Origin of the sequence: Geitlerinema sp. PCC 7407 (assembly GCF_000317045.1) — a bacterium.
Taxonomy (GTDB): Bacteria; Cyanobacteriota; Cyanobacteriia; order PCC-7407; family PCC-7407; genus PCC-7407.
Window position 1 is genome coordinate 2371464 of sequence record NC_019703.1, and the last position, 21810, is coordinate 2393273.

12 protein-coding genes and 1 pseudogene are annotated in these 21810 nt (G+C 47.8%); 8 read left to right on the plus strand and 5 right to left on the minus strand.

The window, feature by feature from the left end; translation table 11 throughout:
- Window positions 1-50: 50 nt before the first annotated feature.
- Window positions 51-1775: a ShlB/FhaC/HecB family hemolysin secretion/activation protein gene (locus GEI7407_RS09820; RefSeq protein WP_190274122.1), complete on the plus strand. Its 1725-nt coding sequence runs from the start codon at window positions 51-53 to the stop codon at window positions 1773-1775.
- Window positions 1727-4696, plus strand: coding sequence for a CHAT domain-containing protein (locus GEI7407_RS19500; RefSeq protein WP_015171997.1), 2970 nt, complete (start codon window positions 1727-1729; stop codon window positions 4694-4696). The genes GEI7407_RS09820 and GEI7407_RS19500 overlap by 49 nt, the downstream gene beginning before the upstream one ends.
- Here the strand turns inward: GEI7407_RS19500 and GEI7407_RS20095 are convergent.
- From GEI7407_RS20095 to GEI7407_RS09840, 4 genes are read right to left on the minus strand one after another with little or no spacing between them, the layout of a single operon-like run.
- Window positions 4676-5530, minus strand: coding sequence for a DUF928 domain-containing protein (locus GEI7407_RS20095; RefSeq protein WP_015171998.1), 855 nt, complete (start codon window positions 5528-5530; stop codon window positions 4676-4678). The two genes, GEI7407_RS19500 and GEI7407_RS20095, sit on opposite strands and share 21 nt — an antisense overlap.
- Before the next feature lie 13 nt (window positions 5531-5543).
- Complete coding sequence (locus tag GEI7407_RS09830) at window positions 5544-7931, minus strand: CHASE2 domain-containing protein (protein WP_015171999.1); 2388 nt, start codon at window positions 7929-7931, stop codon at window positions 5544-5546.
- 21 nt (window positions 7932-7952) lie between these two features.
- Window positions 7953-8945 carry a DUF1822 family protein gene (locus GEI7407_RS09835; RefSeq protein ID WP_041268379.1) on the minus strand — a complete coding sequence of 331 codons (993 nt, stop codon included), beginning with the start codon at window positions 8943-8945 and terminating at the stop codon, window positions 7953-7955.
- Window positions 8935-9645, minus strand: a complete 711-nt coding sequence (locus tag GEI7407_RS09840; protein ID WP_015172001.1) for a sigma-70 family RNA polymerase sigma factor — start codon at window positions 9643-9645, stop codon at window positions 8935-8937. The genes GEI7407_RS09835 and GEI7407_RS09840 overlap by 11 nt, the downstream gene beginning before the upstream one ends.
- A gap of 577 nt (window positions 9646-10222) precedes the next feature.
- Here GEI7407_RS09840 and GEI7407_RS09845 point away from each other — a divergent pair.
- From GEI7407_RS09845 to GEI7407_RS09850, 3 genes are all read left to right on the plus strand, one after another.
- The gene (locus GEI7407_RS09845; protein ID WP_150109760.1) at window positions 10223-11839 is read left to right on the plus strand and encodes an XDD3 family exosortase-dependent surface protein; all 1617 of its coding nucleotides are present in this window, start codon (window positions 10223-10225) and stop codon (window positions 11837-11839) included.
- 196 nt (window positions 11840-12035) lie between these two features.
- On the plus strand, window positions 12036-12242 hold the full coding sequence (locus GEI7407_RS21015) for a hypothetical protein (RefSeq protein ID WP_150109761.1): 207 nt from the start codon (window positions 12036-12038) through the stop codon (window positions 12240-12242).
- A 103-nt stretch (window positions 12243-12345) separates the two neighbouring features.
- Window positions 12346-15024: an FG-GAP-like repeat-containing protein gene (locus GEI7407_RS09850; protein WP_015172003.1), complete on the plus strand. Its 2679-nt coding sequence runs from the start codon at window positions 12346-12348 to the stop codon at window positions 15022-15024.
- Between the two features lie 511 nt (window positions 15025-15535).
- On the opposite strand, the gene GEI7407_RS19505 is transcribed toward GEI7407_RS09850, so the two are convergent.
- Complete coding sequence (locus tag GEI7407_RS19505; RefSeq protein ID WP_015172005.1) at window positions 15536-19231, minus strand: PAS domain S-box protein; 3696 nt, start codon at window positions 19229-19231, stop codon at window positions 15536-15538.
- Between the two features lie 643 nt (window positions 19232-19874).
- Here GEI7407_RS19505 and GEI7407_RS09865 point away from each other — a divergent pair.
- The 3 genes and pseudogenes from GEI7407_RS09865 (at window position 19875) to GEI7407_RS21355 (ending at window position 21797) form a co-directional block, all read left to right on the plus strand.
- A complete protein-coding gene (locus GEI7407_RS09865; protein WP_223294407.1) occupies window positions 19875-20537 on the plus strand; it encodes a hypothetical protein in 663 nt (220 codons plus the stop codon).
- Between the two features lie 97 nt (window positions 20538-20634).
- A pseudogene (locus GEI7407_RS09870) lies at window positions 20635-20856 on the plus strand (LuxR C-terminal-related transcriptional regulator); the annotation flags it as partial.
- 212 nt (window positions 20857-21068) lie between these two features.
- Window positions 21069-21797 carry a glutathione S-transferase family protein gene (locus GEI7407_RS21355; RefSeq protein ID WP_015172008.1) on the plus strand — a complete coding sequence of 243 codons (729 nt, stop codon included), beginning with the start codon at window positions 21069-21071 and terminating at the stop codon, window positions 21795-21797.
- Window positions 21798-21810: the final 13 nt, after the last annotated feature.

Consider the following 21810-nt stretch of genomic DNA (forward strand, 5'->3'; position numbering starts at 1 on the left):
GGATGCCAAAGAGCGCTTTGACGAAGGGCGATCGCCCAGTTCCTGCGTCTATGGGGTTAGAGTTACTGGCTGAGTCACCCAAGGCGATCGCTCAAATCGTTGCGCCGCCGCCTGCTGACTTACGCCAACCGCTGCCGCCCACTGCCCCTACGCCCAGTGCTCCCTCTGCGTTACCCGAGGCACCGTCTTTAGAGACTCCGGAGAATGAAACCCCTGATTCAGTCTCTCCGAGTCCTGAAGGAGAAGCAGCAGAAGAAACGGTGAAAGTGGCTCGCTTCCAATTTGAGGGAAACACGGTCTTCTCCGATGAACGGCTGAACCAGGAACTAGAAAAGGCTGGTTTTCTAGATCAGCCACTCACATTTACTGACTTATATCGGGTGAGTTATGTGATCGAGCAGTTCTATCGTCGTGAGGGCTACCTGACTAGTGGAGCCTTTCTTCCAGAAGAACAACCTCCTCTCAACCCTGAGCAGGCTGTGCCCATCATCCAAATTTTCGAAGGACGGGTCAGCGAGATCCGAATCAACGGCTTGCAGCGGCTCCAGCCTGATTATGTTCGCTCGCGTTTGGCACTGGCAACGAACAAGCCCTTGCATCAACCCCGACTGTTAGAGGCTTTGCAGTTACTACAACTGGATCCCTTAATTTCGAGGATCTCAGCAGAGTTGGCTAGTGGTGTAGAACCTGGCACAAATATCCTCAATGTCACAGTGCGAGAGGCAGACACGCTCAATAGCCGAGTCTTTGCGGATAATGAGCGATCGCCCAGTGTCGGCAGTAGTCGGCGCGGCGTGAACCTCTCCGAGGCCAATCTCCTGGGCCTCGGAGATGGGATCAGCGTGACATATACCAATACCCAAGGCAGTAACGCAGCAGACCTGAGCTATACTCTTCCTCTCAATGCGCGCAATGGCACCCTAAGCCTCAACTATGGTGATACTGATAGTCAGGTCATCGAAGAACCGTTTGATGCTTTAGATATCACCTCCCGCTCCAAGTACTATCAAGTCACACTGCGCCAACCCTTAGTGCTCAAGCCTCGCAATGAGTTTGCCCTAGGTGTAACAGCGGTTCATACGGACAACAAGACTTCTTTGCTGGGAGACCCTTTTGCCCTTACGCCAGGCGCTAATGATCAAGGAGAGACAAGCGTCTCCGCATTGCGTTTTTTTCAGGAATATACCCATCGCAGTCGCGATCAAGCCGTTGCGTTGCGATCGCAATTTAGCTTTGGTCTCGACGCTCTAGGATCGACTATCAATAAGCGATCGCCCGACAGCCGCTTTTTTTCCTGGCGCGGACAAGCACAATGGGTAAAGCTGTTGGGTCGCCCGACGACCAACCTCCCTGTAGCGCCTACTTTACTAGTCCGTGGCGACATTCAGTTAGCCGATCGCCCTCTACTCTCTGTAGAGCAGTTTGGCTTGGGCGGATTAGGGACTGTGCGAGGCTATCGTCAAGATGCTTTGCTGACCGATAGTGGAGCCTTTGCCTCGGCAGAAGTTCGTTTGCCGGTTGCTCAGATCCCAAAGTGGCAGACAGCCGTCCAAGTGATTCCATTCATCGATGCAGGAATAGGCTGGAATCAAGGAAATCGCCTTAATTCTGATCCGGATCATTTGGCTGCTATCGGTTTGGGGTTACAACTACTTCAGGGTGATAACTTTAGGGCTCGTCTAGACTGGGGTATTCCTTTAATCAGGGTGGATTCAAGTAAGCGAACATGGCAAGAAAACGGGCTATATTTCTCGGTCGAGTTCAATCCTTTCTAGTGATTGGTCGCAGAAGCTGGCTGATCAAGTATGTTCTAATTTTTACCCTGGTCTGGGGTCTTATTCTGTTTCCCAGCTTGCTACCCAATTTTGGATCAGCAATTGCTCGCTTTAGAACTCCAGCGATCGCCCAATCATCTGTTGATCAGCCTTCTGTCGATTCTGGCTCAGCCTTGAGCAAGCAGGCACAGCAGCTGTATGAGCAAGGAGATCTAGGGGCGGCAGTATTTAAATTAGAACAAGCGCTCGAGCAATTTCGATTGAGTGGAAACGCGCTTCAGCAAGCTCAGGCCTGGAGCAATCTTTCTCTTATCCATCAAGCGAGAGCTGACTGGCGGCAAGCTAAAATTGCGATCAAAAACAGCATCCAGCTAGCGCAATTGGGTGCAAAACAGGACCCATCGTGGTTATCGGTGCAGGCACAAGCCTTTGAAACTCAGGCTCAGTTGAACTTCAGCCTGGGAAAGCTCGAACCAGCAACGCAAGACTGGGATCAAGCCGCTCGATACTATACCCAAGCCAAAAATCAGCTAGGAGCAATTCGTAGCCAACTGTGGCGCAGCCTGGCACTCCAAGAAGCGGGACTGCACCGAGAAGCTCTCCAGCGATTGCTGAGTCTCACTGAGGATCAATCCCTAGCGTTGGCTCTAGCCACTGACTCGGGTTTGCAAGCCACCTGCTTACGAAGTTTGGGGAGTGCTATTCGAATTGTGGGCTCTGGGGACGTTCAGACCGCAGAACAGCCTCAAACGCTAACCCTATCTGAGCTAGGACAGCGCTGTGGTGTAGATTTATCCCCCTCCGCCGACACAGGCTACCTCGATCAAGTGACTGCTCTTTTCCAAAAAGCACGCGCGATCGCTCCCTCTCCCAAAATGCAAGCGGAAATTAGCCTGTTATTAGGCCATACTGCTCAAGATAAGTTGCGTCAGCTTCAGGATACCTATGAGCGACAGCCGAATAAGTTTCCTGCCCAAGATTTACAGGCGCAACTAATAGCCATCTCACAAGCCTATGAGCAAGCTGGCCAAAGCTCTGATGCTTTAGTGCAAGCCCAAGCAGAAGTTAGCAAGCTCAGTGTATTGGTCAATCTCGATCGCTGGCTCCAAGGTCAAGAAACTCAGCTTCAGCAACAGAGCTCTGAAGAGTTTTTTGTGGGAGAGAATGCCTTGCAGGCGATCGCCAGTTTGCGCCAGGAACTCAAGCCGTCACTCACTGATCAGCAGGCTCAACTGCCTGATCTCATTGATCAGCTCCATCGTCTCTCTCCCAGTCATACAGCCTTTTATACACGTTTGCAGTTTGTCCACAGTCTTTTACCAGTAGCGAATGACCAACTCTATGTTGAGCCAATTACACTCTCTTCAGAACAGACGCTGGCTTTGCTAGAAAGCACGCTAGCGCAAGCTAAGGAGCTAGGCGACCGCCGCTCTGAAGCTCTGGCGGAGGGATATCTAGGACAGTGGGCTGAATCTCAAGGTCAATGGCTCTCAGTCAAAGAGCACACCCAATCTGCGATCGCGATCGCAGAAGGGATAGTCGCCCCAGACATTGCCTATCAATGGCACTGGCAGATGGGCCGTCTATTCAAGCAACAAGATCGGACTTCCCTTGCGATCAAAGAGTATGAAATGGCGATCGCCAATCTCGATCAGGTCCGCAGCGATCAAATCAGCCTCAAGAATGCAGATATTCAATTCTCTTTTCGCGATCAAGTAGAGCCTATTTATCGACAGCTAATTGAGCTATTGCTACAACCTTTAGAGGCGGTTGCTGTCCCCGATCAACTCCAGCTAGAGAAAGCGCGTAGAACTTTAGAGTCTCTTCAGCTTGCGGAATTAGAGAACTATCTACGTTGCACATTGCAACCTGCTAATCCTAAGCAATTAGATAGTCTATCTGATCAGCATAATGCAGCCATTCTTTATCCAATCATTCTGCCAAAACAGATTGCAGTGATTGCTAAACTGCCTGGATTAGAGCAATTGATTTACTTTTCTCAGATAGTTTCAGAAGCTGAGGTTAGGGCACAACTCATCAACCTAAGGATGAAGGTTGAAGAAAATCGATTTAGTGCAACAGGGCAACAAGCAGCTAAAACAGTTTATTCTTGGCTGATACAACCTCTAGGAGACTCGCAATTCAACTCATTTTTGAAAAGCACGAAGACACTAATATTTGTGTCTGATGGATTGTTTCGAAATATCCCGATGGCTGTCCTGCAAGATCCCAATACTAGCAAATATCTTATCCAAAAATATGCGATCGCTCTCAATTTGAATTTGCAGTTGCAAAACCCCCAATCTTTCTATGATCGTTCACATCTGATTCTAGCAGCAGGCCTAACAGATGAAGGCCTAGGTGGTTTGCCAAACGCTAAAGCAGAAATAGAAACTATTAGCAAAAACTTTCCTACTGACAAATTGTTGAATCCAAAATTCACATTAAGCAAATTTCGTCAAAAAATCAATTCTCGTCCTTATACAATTGTCCACATTGCATCTCACGGTGATTTTACGTCTCAACCAGAAACTACAGGCATTAAATCTGCGACAGGTTTGATTAAGTTGAACGAAATTAAGGAGAGTTTTGAAATTCAAAGCCAAGCACGTCCAGAGCCAATTGAGCTACTGGTTTTGAGTGCTTGTCGAACTTCAGACAGCGATCGCCGTGCTACGTTAGGACTAGCAGGAATCGCTGTACAATCCGGTGCTCGCAGTACCCTAGCCTCACTTTGGTATGTTGACGATGAATCTACATCACTGATGATGAAGCTGTTTTATGAGAAATTAAAAGCCTCAAACTCCTCTCTTAGCAAAGCTGAGCTTTTGCAAATTGCACAAAAAGAGTTAATGGCTCACCCGAATTTTGGAGCTCCTCGCTACTGGGCTCCTTTCGTCTTATTGGGTAACTGGTTGTGAATGACTATCAAGGTAATAGACTTTTACGAGTGGTTCGTCAACAAAGTCATCTAGATCCTCGGCTTGTAATAAATCTGTCCAGTCTTGCTGAACAATTGCATCATTCGTCTGAATTAGACGTTGATTAGCTAACAAAGTAAGAGCATCTTGCCAAATTCCTTCCTCTGCATAGCGTAAAATTTTCTGACGCAAATTTTTTGAAGGTGGTAGAGCGGTAGAATTGACTTTTTCGATCCACCCCGAGACATCTGGATTGCCAGAGGGGTTAGCGGGATAACATGATATGGAGAAAAACCATTCATACCGCTGACCCGCTCTCAAAGACTGTGTAATTTGAGGAGGTAGTTGCAGGCCAATGATGCCGTCTTGGTTTGGTAATTTCACTGAGTATGAATAATCACTCTCATCGCCCACGAGAACTAATTCCGCTTCTAGTGGCTCAGTGTAAGGAACGTAGAACCAAAGCGTTAGGGGCTCAGATGCGCTTAGAGCCAATACAGACCGCATCTCCTCACCGTTATCAGTTACTTCTTGTCGCTCTGGTGCTAAGGCAGTTAGTCCCTTATTTAAAGATTGAGAACAGGCTGGATTTTCAGAACTGGGTCTTCTTCCTCCACTGGCTCGTCGACCGGGAGCCGTTTGTCTATTAGCCTTAGCATTATTGAAATTAAAAATGAGACGGTTAACCTGTTTGATTAATGGGATGGATAGGGGCTGCTTAATAGCAGGGCGATCGCTTGGGTGATTGGCTAAAGAGGGTTGGCTTACCAGCGGCAGCACGAAGATTGTTGTCGCTATCTGAACAAATAAGCTGAATAAAATCTGAACTTTCATGATGATCACCCTCTTACGTGTAAAGGTACTTCAATTTTGATAGAAACCGGATCGCAACTAGCCAAGTTACTAGTGCTGTAGAGCTACTGGTTGCTAACAAAGCCAGGGCTGTAGGCACAAAAGGAATCCAGCCAGCGCTAAGAGACACCATCCAACATATGAGCCAAAGCATTCCGACAGAACATATGCTTAAAATCAATATTTGCTGAATACTCTTGCTGATGCCAACAATCGCTCCACCGAGCAATGCCCAGCAACCTATCCAAATAATTTCTCCCCACCAAGGCCACCACCAAATGAGGGGGCGCTTATCTATAACAGCACTTAATAGCTGACTAATAATTTGAGCATGTATAAAGACACCAGGCGTTCGCTGGTCACCCCCATTCTTCTTTAAGGGATAAGGTGTAGATAGGCGATCGCTATCTTCTCCCTGAACGTCGTAACCGACCAATACAATACTTCCTCGTATTTTATCGGGCTCAAAGTCATCATTCAAAAACTCTCTGAGGCTGATTGATGGAGCAATATCCTCTAAATCATCATAAAAACGATAGTGAATCATACCTTGCATACCTCCCAAGTCAGCACTTTTGGGGTAGCCACCTGTCATCGCTTGTACTGTCACATCTCCAAACTTCCAGGGCTCCTGGTTAATTTCGAAAAGATTTCCTGTTGCTCGGAAATAGGCTAAAGCAATTTGAGTGGCAAACGAGACTTGGGTGTCACAAGATTTTGGCTCATCAACTTTCATCCAAAAAAGATGTCGTCGTAGAACGTCATCTGCATCAAGGGGCGCAAAGTCACTGAACCCAATCCTTTCCATCGGTATTCCAGGTGGTGGACGGTGACCTACTGTTGAGGGATTGTCCTTATCAGGTACTTTGCAAATGCCAATCAAGTTTGGAGTTTGTTGTAATTGCGTCTCAAGATCAGGGCTGAGATATTTTTTATTGTCGCGATAAATATCCAAGCCAATAATCAAAGGTTTGTGCTGAGTAAGTTTTTTTATTATCTTTGCTACATCATCTCCATCGAGGTAGCCATTTGGATCTTTATCGAGTTTCTTCAAGCTCTCTGGCGTGACTCGGATAACGAATAAGCGATCATCTGGGCCTTCCTTTTTTATCCGGATTTGCATCATCTGATCTAAACTAGCTAACTCTAGTGGTCGAAAAAAAGAGAATTGCCGAATTTCTTGCATCAAAATAGTGATTAATAAAGCGCTCATTAAAACTTTCCAATAACCTAGGCGTCTAGGCTTTGAATGAAAAGACTGCTGTGAATGATTTAATAACTTTATCCAGCTAGGGGCGGCTTCGGTAGGGTTGCGAAATAGCATAGGCAGCCAGTCGGCACAGGGAAAACGCCTCTGCTGTATGCGTAGCTTTTCTCGGGCATCTCGAAAGGCTTTATGCAGGGAGAAACCCGCCGAAAAGGCTTCGAGAAAGTACTTGAGAAAACGGTGAGCGATCGCGTCAGGAATCGGTTCCCGCATGACGATAATCGCTGGAATGTGCAGATCAGCTAGTTCTGTAGCAAGTTTAGATCCGTCACAGGAGTTAAAAATTGCCAGTTTTAAGCCATTGGCGATCGCCGTTCGCAAGGCAGGACGTAGATCATCAATCGTTAATTTTTCAGTTTGATTCAGGTAGAAACATCCCGCTGTTTCCTGACTGGAGCTGTGTCCCGCAAAAAAGAGAATATCCCAGCTTTGATTCCAGAGGCGATCGCTGACAGCTTCCGATGACGGTTCTATCAAAAACTCGGGTTTTGCGCCAGCAAGTTGCTTAATCACTTGCTGGTCGGGAGTCACGTCAATGCCTTCACTGTTACCCAACAAGACCAAGATTCTGACGCCTTTGTTAGTCTCTTCTGCCCTTTTGAGAGAAGGCCGATATTCCAGATTACTCAGTTCAATCTCTGCATTGACATAATCATCTAGAAACCTCCAAAGACACCAAGGCAACTGGCGCACTTGGTTATCTTCAGTTTCAATGGTGATCTGAATTTCTTCCTGGGGGTCTAGCAACGTGCGCAGCTGACGCTCGGTGGCTCGAAACCCTTCGGAGTCCAACCAATCGTTTAGCCGCTCTGGTAAGCGTTGTTTTAGCTCCTCAAAGTCAATCTCTGAAAAATTAGTCAAGTCTGCGTCATCTACGTCTAAATCAGGATCAATCACAATATCTAGCTGCTGCGATCGCTGATTGATTTGCTGGTAATATTCTCGATAAAGCATTTGCCAGCGACGGTATAGATCGACCAGATCTGGAGCAGCCGGCAAACTTGCCCTTAACTTAATCGGTGCAGGACGATGAATTTCTCGAATCTCGACTTGAATCTGAGGAAATCCGCACCGTAAATCTCCTGAACCAAAACTTAGAACGATAGACTTGCTCATAGCTGCATTTGCTTCAGGAGATCACACCATAAAGTCACGGGTAACACTTGCTTCACCCAGTGCGACACGGATACTAAATCGCTTTCCTAATGGATATTTAAAGCGGCGTAGCTGAATAAAGGAATCTGGCGGATATTGCCTCGATTCTGACATTAGAGGCTCGCCCGACTTCGTTGCTACGACTTCTCCAGTTTCTGAAAGCAGCATAATTTTTAAATGGGGAGGCAGATACTTGGCGCTGCCAACTGGATACAGCCGTGCCTGAATATCGAGCCGTTGATTATCGCTAGACGTTAATGCGATGACTAAGGCGATAGACTGCCCTTGCAGGTTTAACTGGTGATCGAGCAGCTGCCCTCGCAGGATAGGAACTGGAGCATTATCTTGACTTCTAAAAGCGAGATCCCACCGTACAGCTGGAGAGGGAATGAGTGTTTCTATCGCTTCCCAACCAGCCTCCACTTGCTTTTCTAGCCAGCGACTGAGATGAATAAAGGAGCGGACAGGTTGAGGCTGCTGCAACAACTCCAGGTATTTCAACAGTTCTTCAGGAGGTTTCAGATCCGGTAGGGGAACCTGCTCACTTTCTGATGCCTCAAAGTAATCTTGCTCTAAGAAACCTAAAATAGTCGCCTGAGTCGCGGCCTGCAAAGGGTGATCCAGCTGCACTGCGACATAGCCAATGCGATCAGCCCACCAAACCTCCGCAGGCACAAACACAGCTGGACTCCCAGGCAAGACAGGACGGCACTCTAGCTTACCCAAACCGACCACCAAAACATCTGCTACGTCTGAGAGAGTTTGAATAGCGATATCCCAGCTATCGCTATCTTCTAGGTTGGCTTCAAATCCGTTGAGTGATAGATGGTCATAAATAGCACAGATACAAAGGATGTTGTGGTAAACCTGCTCTGCTTTTGCTGGCTGGGCAACATATCTTTGAGAAAATTTCTGTGCTAAAAGATGAGCACTCTGATCAAGGGGGATAGTGATGCTGGGGTGATTACTCATCATTTAGTTCTCTCAGGCTCAATTGTGAATAGTCCGAACCGTAGGCCCGAAATTGAGAAATGAACCTTGGCTTATACCGTCCAAAAAAGCGACTGAGCGTGGGTAACGGTACGCCTAAGCGTTCCGAGATGGATTTCCAGGATTCGTTTTCCAGCCTACTCAGCGCGATCGCCTGAAACGACGCTTCTGGGTGATTTTCAACATGTTTACTGCGAAATTCTCCAGTCACATCCTCTTCTAGACATTTCCTCATTAATTCAGAGGTAGAAGCAGGTAAAGCTTGGAATTCCCCTTCCAGGCGGCTTTGAGACTCGGGCTGATCAAGGGAGTGCATTGACATATAGGGTTGGTCTCGTTTACCGCTGTGATTACCGATGATTTTGCGGCTCGCATCAATCACTCGATACTGCATCAGGTTGTTGATCCAGGCCATCACCGAGCCGCGCTCAGGGTTGTATTTATCAATTCCCCCCTCACGGATATATGCCAATAAGTTCAAACGTGCCTCGGCATAGATGTCTTCATAATTACTTTGAGAAAACCGGACTCGGTGAGGTTGTTTCAGCCTGCCTGGTTGCACAATAAGCGTCATCAATTGTGTCAAGGCAGTGTGACGAGCTTCGGAATCCGCCGGAGCACGCTGAGCTGCGATCGCCAGCTCTAGAAGCTGACGGTTGAGTTCATCGTCCTCAAAATCAGGCATGGTAGGCACCAGTTGTTAGCTAACTCAAGCAACCTGTACTTTGTATTCAGCCAAAATCGAGCAATCTTATGCCAAATTTACTAGCCAATCTCAAAAAATCATGCTGTGAACATAAATTTTTGGATGGTTCGCATAAAAAGCGTTACTTGAGGCAGAGGGTATATAGGGTCAAAGTGAATGAGCGATCGCGCACAGCTCAGTTTCTTTGATTTTGGCTGCACAAAAGTCTCACAGTTATTTTATGGATTTTGATCAAATTTAACATAAAGAATACGTGAAGTTACTGATATGAGGCAATCAAAATTGTAATAATTCCGCTAACCTCAATCGAAAGTACCTAAAAGCATACTTGTAAAGCCACTAATGCATCTTTGTATTGAGTGCTTTGCTTGCTCTAGGTGGTGGTAAGTCAGTGTTATGCAGTTTTTTGACTAAATACTTGATTTACCAAGTAATAAAGCTCTAAAAGCCATCTACCCAAATGAAACTGCGATCGCCTCGACAAGCTCCGCGTGTCAAATTGACTGTTAGTTTGCAGCAAATTCTGCACCTATCTCTTTTCCAGTGCCCGAAGTCCTTGCAAGTTGCTCTTCTGGTAATCATGGGAGCGGGTAGCCTCAGCGCCCAACCCTCCTTGGCTGCCCAATTTACCTATGTGGGCGATCCGCTTACTGACAGCCTAGCCTTTGACCCTAATGGACCAGGGGGTGTTGCCGCAGGTGGCACCGTCTATGAGATCAGCGGTATGGCGATCAAAGATGATCCTGATACAGATAGTCTTTGGTTTGCTTTTGGGGCCAAACTGCCAGTCTATGGCCAGGCTACTAACGCAGTAGAAAGTGGCTTTCCAATTAGCAACAGCAATATTGGCTTTGGCGACCTGCTACTAGACTTTTCGGGGTTAGGTAGTCTCAAAGCAGCTAGCGATGCAGGACAACTCTACGGCATCCGCTTTGCAACTGGTAATGATTCTGAGGTCAATGGCATTCCCATCGGGGTGTTTGAGAATGTACAAGCTAAAAGTGTAGCTTCAGACAATGCTGGCTGGTGGAACTTGTACTACAACAATCAGAATGTTGTATCGCGGGGACAGCCCTCTGCCCAGCTAGGAGAGTTAGCTTGGAATGATCCCTACTATACTGGCTATACAGGACCAACATTTGACGTTTCCTCCACTCAGATGGTGAATGCAATTCGGGAGGGAACAGGGAATAAGATTGGCGAGCTAGCCATGATGAGTGCCGAAACGTTGGCGAAGGCAGGGTTTGATCTCGACCGATTACGCAATGGCGGCTCGGCAGAAGAGGGCTATAACGTTTTTGGTTTCCGAATTGCCCGGTCACTGCTGCCTGTTGCAGGCTTCATTGCAACACTTGTCACTGAGTGCGTCAACGACATGATTGCTTTGGAGGCTGAGTTGATAACGCCTCCTGCACCGCCCCCTCCCCCGGAGATTTGTCCTGTCTTAGCAGGACAGCTGAACCCTCTACAACCTACCCGAGTGGTTGATGGTATCAAGGTGTTTGAGAATGTTGATAACGGATTATGGTATGACCCGCCTGGAACAATGGGTTACACCTATCGAGCCGTAGGAGATACTACTTTCTTGGCGATCGATGATTTTCCTTGTGGTGTAGTTGATCCAACTTCTTTTGAAAGATCAGCAGCTGCATTTGCGGTCTTGGTGAATAACCAGATCTATGGTGCCTACTATCCCGGTGAGAAAATTAACTTTACAGCCCTTTTCCCCAATGGCGTGACAGAGTTCACGATCTTAGGAATAGACTCTCCCGGAGGTCAAGCTGTTTGGAGACCCCTCATTGATCCGTTTGCGATTCCAATTCGGATGAATCAGCCGAACAATAACTCGTTTAACGTCATCCCTCTCGACAACCTGGTGATTCCCGACCCAGCAATACGCATTCCTGAAGCAACTGATCCTACTGAATCTACTCCAAGCGATCCTATCCCTCCTCCAACAAGTTCCCCAGAATCTGATCCAAGCGATCCCATCTCTCCCCCAACAAATTCTCCTCCTACTTCAGGTACACCTATTTCTAATCCAATTGGGATTATTACTATAGGTCCTAATGTTACAGAAAAAACACCCGAACCATCGGCCATCTTGAGCGCAAGCGCTATCCTGAGCGCTTTTGTTTTAAGCCGCCGCAAGGAGAAACATACTACCCAATAGCTTGTTAGCGCTTTCTTTCAAAGCATAAGCTAGCGACAGAAAAGCGATCGCCTTACTCCCTAAGGGAAATAGGCGATCGCTTTTTTATATCTCCTGTTTCTCACTTGGCTTTCTGTAAAAGATTGTGGCGCTGCATAAAAGCTCTGAATCTGAACCGAGAGATCATCAACGGTGTTGATATCAAGGATGCAATTTTATGGCCAGCCAGTCTAAAAAGCAGAGATTAGCCGCTGAAACTTTTTTATTAGAACCGATTCTGACACCTAGCGCTATGAATGCCTTTATTTTATCAACTGCTAATGATGGAATTGTTGCAATGAGTAGTATATTCGTTGTCGTCAGTAAGGTAGCAGGGGTAGCCTCTCAAGCCTGGACAGATAACCCACAGCTTGATTGTCGCTAGGTTATCGAAATTCTCAAAGTAATCGCTTTGATTGATGTGCTTTCTCTATGCACTTAATCAACTAGATTCATCTTGTTTTTGTACTCTTCACAGGATCACTCCTATGCTCTCTACTTCTTCTGCTGCCGACAGTTTGCCGACTCAAGATAATCTCAACACTAGTGTTTCATCCAACTTTGTCCGTGCAACCGCTTCTCCCCTAGAGATTTCCTTCCAGGACACTACTAACCTCAGCCTGGAGACCCTGGATCGGGCAGTGCAAAAGGTGGAACACTATCTCAATGCCTTTGCCAGCAGTCCTGACTTCAGTCGGACTATGAACCTTGCCTTTGGAGATACCTATGATGTGAAGGAAGCAATTTCCTTCGCCAATGCCTGGGCAAATCAAGACTTTAGCCAACTGCCTCAAATTAAAATTATTTCAGGGGAAGATATCACTGGAGCCTATGGCGCTTTTAGCGCTGAAACCAACACTATTTATCTTTCCAGAGATTATCTAAACCAAAATGCATATAATGTCGATGCCATCACTGGCATCATCTTGGAAGAGACTGGGCACTTCATGGATGCTCAGATTAATACCACTGACTCAGCTGGTGACGAAGGCAGCATTTTCTCTCAGCAGGTTCGAGGTATTTCTATCAATGCAGGTGAGCTGTTGACTCTAAAAGCCGAGAATGATCATTCAACTATTTTTATCGATGGTCAAACTTTAACGATTGAGATGTCTAGAGTGGAGGCGACTACGTTTGATAAACGCCTATATCAATCCATGCGCGGCATAAACAACCAGGTTTATACTCGCTCTTCAACTGATGGAACGACTTGGACATCTTGGGTTGGCAATGGTGCGACCCTAGACGCTCCTGAACTAGAGGTGTTCAATAATCGGCTCTACCAAACGGTCCGCGGTACAGATAACCAGGTTTACACCCGCTCTTCAGCGAATGGAACGACTTGGACATCTTGGGTTGGCAATGGTGCGACCCTAGACGCTCCTGAACTAGAGGTGTTCAATAATCGGCTCTACCAAACGGTCCGCGGTACAGATAACCAGGTTTACACCCGCTCTTCAGCGAATGGAACGACTTGGACGCCTTGGGTTGGCAATGGTGCGACCTTCAGCACACCTCACTTGACAGTATTTGGTAACCAATTTATTCAGGTTGCGGAAGGCACAGATCAGAGAATTTATAATCGGTCTTTGCCCAACACGCCAACAGGAACTTGGAATTCTTGGAAACAGACTGGTGGTTTAACTGCTCGTGACCTGACTGTAGCCGACATTAGTGATTTTAATGGAGATGATAAAACTGACGTCATCTGGCGCGATCCCAACGGCAAAGTTATCTTATGGCTTGATAAAGACCCTACTAAACGAGTTGAGATTGGCTCAGTCAGCAGCGATTACGCATTCCAAGGAACTGGTGATTTTAACCGGGATGCCAAGGTCGACATTATGTGGCGTAAAAATAACGGAGAAGTTTACGCCTGGTACATGAATGGCACTCAGCTTATTAAGTCTGAGTATTATGGTGGCTATGACCCAAGTGCAAAAGTACAAGGTTTTGCTGACTTGAATAAAGATGGCAAAACTGATGTAATTTGGCGCTTGGCAGATAATAAGATTGTTGCGTGGTATGACCGCGATCCTACAAAGCGCTCTGTTCTACGAGTGGCAGAATCGGATTTAACCTTTCAAGGAACAGGGGACTTCAATGCAGACGGTAACACTGATCTGATGTGGCGTAAGAGTACTGGGGAAGTTTATGCCTGGTATATGGATGGTACTCAGTTTGTTAAGTCTGAGTATTACGGTGGCTATGATCCAAGCGCAAAAGTCCAAGGTTTTGCTGACTTGAATAAAGATGGCAAAACTGATGTAATTTGGCGCTTGGCAGATAACAAGGTTGTTGCGTGGTATGACCGCGACTCTACAAAACGCTCTGTTCTACGGGTGGCAGAATCGGATTTAACCTTTCAAGGAACAGGGGACTTCAATGCAGACGGTAACACTGATCTGATGTGGCGTAAGAGTACTGGGGAAGTTTACGCCTGGTATATGGATGGTACTCAGTTTGTTAAGTCTGAATTTTATGGTGGTTATCGGTCTGATTATCAGATGCAAACCAATACTACAAAATCTCAGATGGGCTACCGTTCAGAGCTGACTTCGTTAAAAGCATCACAATGGGATTATTACAGTGGCGAAAGTGCCCAGTTCGGCAAGTATGAGTCTTACACTGTTGGGGATAAAGTCCAAGAAGATATGCCAGATGCTGTTCTTGCAGTATACGAGGATTTATCTAAAACCATTTTCGACAGTGTCAATCAGGTGACCACTGGCTATGCATATGACCAGAGCTATCTTGCACTGGGACTTGGTTATCATGCTGGCATTGACATTGGTGCTAGCAATGGAACCCCGATTAGAGCTGCAACAAATGGCATTGTTGCGAAATCCTATTTGGGTACAAGACAAGATGGCACTTCCTATGGCTATGTTGTTGGTATTGACGAAACAAATGCTAGTGGACAGAAGACAGGTCGACGCTGGTGGTATGTTCACAATACATCTAACTCGGTTCAAGTAGGAACTTCCGTAATAGCTGGAAAAACTGAAATCGCTAAAGTTGGACAGGGGCACCTGCATCTCGCAGTGACAAGCTCATCTACCGCATGGGATCCAGGCAATGGGAGTAGTATTGCCGCTGTACATGATCGAACGATGAGCCCCTTAGAAGCATTCTGGAAATCACAAAACAACATCATTGGGTACTAACTTATGGAAATCTGAAAAAATGGTGATCGCATCTAAAATATTAGATGCGATCACCTTCTTGTTATTGATGCAAAGTGATGTTAGTTCCAGTTGTAAAGAGTCGCTGTTTGCTGTTGATTAAATTGGTGACTAAACTATCAATTTTTGCATAATTTAGTGACGAGGTGTCTGATGAAAAAAAGAGATCATCGCAGTTCTCTGTTCGAAGCTGCCTGCTATCTAATGAAGCATTTTATGTTTGGCTTGCTCGGGGCAATAATGGCAGGCATTGTGATAGCTATATTTGGCATGTTTCACGTTGTCACTCCTATGATTTCTTTGATCATGATTTGGCTAGCTAGAATTGGAGCCACAATTTTTTGTCTATTAGCCTTTGGCATAATCTTAGAATCTATTGAATGATTCTCTTTTGTTACTTTAACTACATTACTTGAGACCTGAAGTGAGGCCTAAGTCTAGACACAGCTACTAGTTTTCTGTTTTGACAGATGGGAGTTGGCTGGAAAAAGCATCAGCGACTCCTAGGTAGCTCAATAATGAACTGAGTACCCTGGTCAGAAGTCGATTGGCAGGTCAAGCTCCCCTTGTGTTTATCGACGATGACTTGGTAGCTGATTGACAGTCCTAGGCCAGTGCCCTTGCCCACTTCTTTGGTTGTGAAAAAGGGCTCAAAGATTCGCTGTCGCACTTCTTCTGGGATGCCACTGCCATTATCCATAATTCGGATTTGGATACTGCTGTCTGTCAAGCTCGTTTGGACAGACAGAGTGGGGGCTTCTGCAGAGGTTTTATCTCGCTTTCCAGAGCTATCTAGAGCGTCGATCGCGTTGCTAAAGATGTTCATAAATACCTGATTGAGCTGGCCCGCGTAGCACTCTAGTAGCGGCAACTCGCTATACTCGCGAGTCACTCGAATCTCTTGGAAGAGAGAGGTTTCTTTCAGGCGGTGCTGCAAAATCATCAGCGTGCTGTCGAGCCCATCGTGGATATTCACAGATTTGAGAGCAGCCTCATCCATGCGTGAGAAGCTGCGCAGCGCTTGGACGATTCCTCGAATCCGGTCAGCGCCTACCTTCATGGAGGCTAGCAGCTTGGGCAAGTCTAGCGTGAGGAAGTCAACGTCAATATTATCTGCTTCTTGAGCAATTTCTGGGTGGGGATTGGGATAGTGCTGACGGTAGAGACACAGCAGTTGCAGCAGGTCTTGGATATATTCATCAGCGTGGGAGAGGTTGCCGTAGATAAAGTTAACAGGGTTATTGATTTCGTGGGCGACTCCCGCAACAAGCTGCCCGAGGCTCGACATTTTTTCAGTTTGGACTAGCTGGCTTTGGGTGTGCTGGAGTTCGCGGAGCGCCTGCTCAAGCTGAAGAGCCTGCTGGCGAAGTTCTGCCTCAGACTGGCGTAGGGCATGCTCCGCAAGTTTGCGTTCTGTGATGTCCATGATGGTGCCAAAGAGCCGAACGACTTGGCCTTCGGCATTGCAGACTGCTTCTCCTTTGGAGTTGACATAGCGAAGAATGCCGTCAGGGGTAATGAGACGATCTTCAACGTCGTAGGCTTCAGCGTGAGTTAATGCTCTTTGAATTACAGCTTCAAAGAAGGGACGATCGTCAGAATGGTGAAGACTCAAGAATCCTTCATAGCTGGGAGCCTGGTCGCTGACAGGAAGGCCATGAATGCGAAAGACTTCGTCGGACCAGTTGATATGGCCAGTAGAACAGTCAAAGTCCCAACTGCCAATGTGAGCAAGACGCTGAGCTTCTTCTAGCTGTTTTTTGCTCTGCTGAATGGCGAGCTCCGCTCGCTTGCGATCGCTGATATCTCGCAAGACAGCTAAGGCGCAGACTCTTCCTTCGTGAAGATAAGGGGTAACCACAACTTCCACATCAAAGGTAGAACCATTTTTGTGAACATCGACTGCTTGACAAGAAACTTGCTGGCCAGCTCGAACCATGATTAGCGTCTGCTGGAAAAGATGCCAAGAATCTGGATGAATATAGTCTTGAGGAGAGAGCTGCATAAACTCCTCTGGTGTATAGCCATGAATCTTTGCATGAGCTGGGTTGCAAGTGATCTGGTTCCCAGTTTCTAGATCAAAGATGGCAATTCCGTCATTCACAGCCTCAAAGATACTGCGATATTGCGCTTCTTTTTGGCGCAGGATCTCTTCTGCTTGCTTGCGTTCGGTGATATCCCGAGAGATACCTACGGTCATAACCACTTCGCCTGCCAAGTTAAAGACGGGAGATTTGATGGTATGCCAGAGCCGCACAACTCCATCATGGCGAGTAACTGGCTCTTCAGGAATCTGAAGAATCTGACCGGTGTTGAAGACAAAGGCGTCATCTCGAATGTATTGCTGGGTATAGTCGGGAGGATTGAAAGGAGCATCAACAATGGACTTTAGCTCCTCAGCAGTCATGTTGTAATAGTCTCGAAATGCCTTGTTGGCCATCAAAATTCGTGACTCTGGTCCTTTGATCAGGACATAGTCACCGATGGCATCGAGAATTTGGCGATAGGTTTGTTCCCGCTCGCGCAGCTCTAGCTCTGCTCGCTTGCGATCGCTGATATCGACAAATACGCCATTCTGTCGAGCGACTCCATCAACGGTCTCTGCTGGCTCCGAGCGACCGCTGATCCATTTTTCGCGACCTGACGGCAAGATCACCCGAAACTCATCTGACCAAACTATACTTTCGTAGATGGCTCGGTTGGTAGAGGCGATCAATCGGGGAGCGTCCTCTGGATGAATTCGCTGCCAGAGGATGGGAGCACAGTCTAGGAGATGCTCTGGCTCAATCTCAAAAATCTCAGCGGCCTTTGGGCTGAGATAGCTAAACCAGCTCTCCCCTGTGGCAAGGCGAGTTTCATACTGATAGATGGCCCCAGGCACAAAGGTATTGACGCTGCGCAGACGCTCTTCGCTCTCTCGCAGGGCGGCTTCAGCTTGCCGGCGCTCAGTCACATCACTAAAGACTCCCATGAGGCCAACAATTTTGCCCTGGGTGTCCTTGACGGCGCTGGCGCGAAAGAAGGTCTCGATGATGCGGCCGGTACAGGTTGTTTGCTCGACTTCCCCACTCCAGTTATCGCCTCGGCGCAGTGTCTGAATGATTTCTAGACCTTGCTGTGGATCCACAAAAGCGCCCCCAATGCCCCCCGCAGCGTTGAAGGCTTCAACACTGTCTGCTTCATACAGTTTGCTGAAGGCTGCATTTTGATAGATGTGGTTGCCCTCAGCATCGGCCATGCCAATGGCGTCATTGCAGCTCTCGACGGCCTGTTTATAGCGCAGGAGGCTATCTTCAGCGCGGCGGCGATCGCTGTTTTCCTGCTCTAGGAGGGCGATCGCCTGCTGTAGCTCAGCAGTGCGCTCTTCTACCCGGCTCTCTAGGGCCGCATTAGCATCATAGAGCGCCAGCTCTGCCAGCTTGCGATCGGTGATATCTAGGAGCACTCCACAAAAAATCGTGTGTCCTTGGGAATTTACAATGGGGTCCGAGCTGCCTTGCCACCAGCGAATCTCGCCATCCGCACGAATCAAGCGTCCCTCATAGCGCCAAGGTGCAGGGGTTTCTAGGACCTGTATCACCGAGGACAAGTAATCATTGAGATCTTCTGGATGGACTAACTGGACAAATTGATTGAAGTCCTGCATCATCACTTCTGCCGAGATGCCAGACAGCTCCAGAATACCTTCACTGATGTAGTCAACGGTCCAAAGTCCATCCCGATTGGTAAATTGAAAAATAGCGCCAGGAAGATTGGCAGCCATCTCCCTCAGCCTGGCTTCGCTCGCTGCCAAATCTCTCGTTGCTTGTTTTTGGTCAGTGATATCGCGGCTTGTTAGCAAGAGACCCTCCATCTCTCCCGCTTCGTTTTGCCACGCACGAGCTTGCCATTGTTGCCAGCGATATACCTCAGAAGAAGTGTGATACTCCTCCCAAGTTTCAGTGTGTCCCTCCAAGCAGCGATCGCACAGGTTTGACCAGATCGATGTCGCATCAGGAAAAAAGCAAAAGTGCGATCGCCCCAAAATATCTTGCTCTTCAAGCGCATGATCCTGAAGCCATTGCTGGCTTACAGCCACGTAGCATCCCTCGCGATCTAGCAAGGCTGCAGACACCGGCAAATGCTGAAGCAACTGTTGCAACAGTAATTCGCAACCGAGAGAATTTCTGCTAGAGCAGGAGTACAGCATGGGAGATTCAGGGAAGAAAGAACTGGAAGATAACAACAGTATTCTCTAGAATGCCCAGCAAGGGTGAGCACAATCTCACAAAGTTGTGAACTTGCATTTTAGAAGCTGGCATGGCGGAGATGAAGCATTAATAAGACGGATTTTTTGCTGCTTTCAAACAGGAATTCAAAGCATTATTAGCGCTTCAGCAGTAAATCCACGGAAACATCTCAAGCTTTCATCGCAAAATATTTTTATTTCTGGATCAAAGTTGGGCTTATTCCAGAACTTTGGCCAGTCCCAGCATTTCAGTACAGGCTTTTGGATCAAGCGGGCAGAACATCGTCAGAAAATCTCTTGACTCTACAGCGGACTTGAGACTCTAGGATGGCTTCAACCTGTTCACCCAGCCGCTGTTCGAGCCGCTTAAACATCTATGAATCGTTTTTGGACCGCCGTTGTTCTGGTAACCACCCTAATTTTTTTGCAGAGCTGCACAAACTCCCCCAGCAGCCAGAAAGCCTCACTTACTGCCAGCCATGATTCCGCTGAGCCAGCGCCGTCAGGGAGTCACAGCGAAGATCATAGTGAGGCCCATGGGAGTAACGCCCATGATGATGAGGTTCCCTCGCGATCGCCCCTCGCATCCTTGAGAGCAGAAGCCTTGGAGACAGATCAGCCAGCTGCTCTAGCCATTCATGTGCAAGACGCCGAAGGTCGTCCCGTTGAGCAGTTTGACACTTTTCAGGAGCAGTTGATGCACCTGATTCTCGTTAGCGACGATCTGCAGCACTCTCGCCACCTCCACCCCACCTATACCGGCAAGGGACACTTTGAGGTTGAGACTCGTTTTCCCCAGGGGGGCAGCTACACGCTCTTTAGCGACTACAAGCCCACGGGCCAAGCCGAAACCGTCTCGGTGCTGAAGGCCCAGGTCAAAGGCGATCGCCCGCCAGCCCCTACCCCAGACTGGACGCGCACCCAGTCCCTCGAAAATGCTGTGGTCAATCTGAGCTTCTCGGAAGAGTCTCTCCAGGCTGGCGAAGACGTCACTATCAAATTTGAGCTGCAAGATCCCCGCAGTCAGGAGCCCTTGAGCGATCTCCAGCCCTACTTAGGGGAAGCTGGACACTTGGTGATTGTCCAAGCCGCCGAAACCCTCACCCGTGATCACTATATCCACGCCCACGCTCTGCCAGACGCGCCGACCGGCCAGGTTCACTTTGCAACGCAGTTTCCTGAGCCGGGTCGCTATCGGCTTTGGGGACAATTTCAGCGAGACGGCCAGGTGATCACGGCAGGATTTTGGGTCAATGTCGCGCCCTAGGGGCTTTCGGCAGCTTTTCTAAAGGTCTGCACAAAGATATCAGCAAGATATCGGCAAAATATCAAGTTCAATCCACGTTTTGATTGAGGTGAAATTCATGAGTCCTGCTTCCTTCACGGATCGTATGCCTCGCCTATCTCCTCGCGAGCGAGAGATCTTAACTCTCTTGGTTGAAGGACAAAGCAATACGGAAATCGCTGCTCAGCTCTATCTGAGTCTCAACACCATCAAAACTCACGTTCGCAGCATTTTAAATAAGTTCGGAGTGGATACACGGCTGCAAGTTGCCGTTTTGGCAGTGCGCAAGGGTCTTGTCTAGGTGAGATATTCCTGTCACCCAAACAAGACAGCCACGCTCAATTCGAGGATCAGCCTCTCTGCCAAAAGTGGCCTGTGAGAGGCTGAAGCCACTTCATTCTAGAGGTAAGAAATATACAAATAGCAGAGGATGACGCGATTAAAGTTTTTGGGTTAGTCTGGGTGCGAACTCTCAGGAGTTAGCCACAACTGAAGTATCCCAGGAGCAATGACTTGATTCTTCTCTATACCCTTGCGCCTCAGTGGGGCATAGGCAGCATCAGTCCTGCCTGTCTCAAGCTAGAAACCTGGCTACGGATGACCAAGCTGACTTACCAAACGGCGATCGCCACGTTAGAAGATTTTGAAATTGCCCCCAAAGGGAAGCTTCCCTTTATCCGCTATGGCGATCGCCTTTTTGGAGATTCAACGCTTATTATTGCCCTGCTCAAGCAGCAGGAAAGCGTAGATCTCGATCGCGATTTGACGGCCTCAGAGCGAGCAATTTCTGTCGCGTTTCGCCGCATGGTGAAAGAAAATCTCTACTGGGGAGGCGTCTATATTCGCTACTGCATCGAAGAAAACTGGCTAGCCTATCGGGACACGCTCAGGGAACTCGTCGGCCAGGGGCTGTCTGATCCAGAGTGGGAAGCGATCGCCCAAGGCATCTACGACTCAGTGCGATCGCAGCTAGAGGGCCACGGCCTGGGCCGCCACAGCGACGAAGAGATCGTCCAAATTATTTGTGAAGATATCCAAGCACTTTCAGACTTTTTGGGAGATAAACCTTTCTTTCTGGGCGATCGGCCAACGACCTTAGATGCAACGGTTTACGGATATATTGCCAACTATATTCGGCCTCCCTATCAGAGTCCGATGGTTGATTTCGCGCTGGCGCGATCGAATCTTTGTCAGCACTGCGATCGCATGGCCGAGCAGTATTTTCCCGAACTTTTAGTTTGAGCAGTGGGGCGAT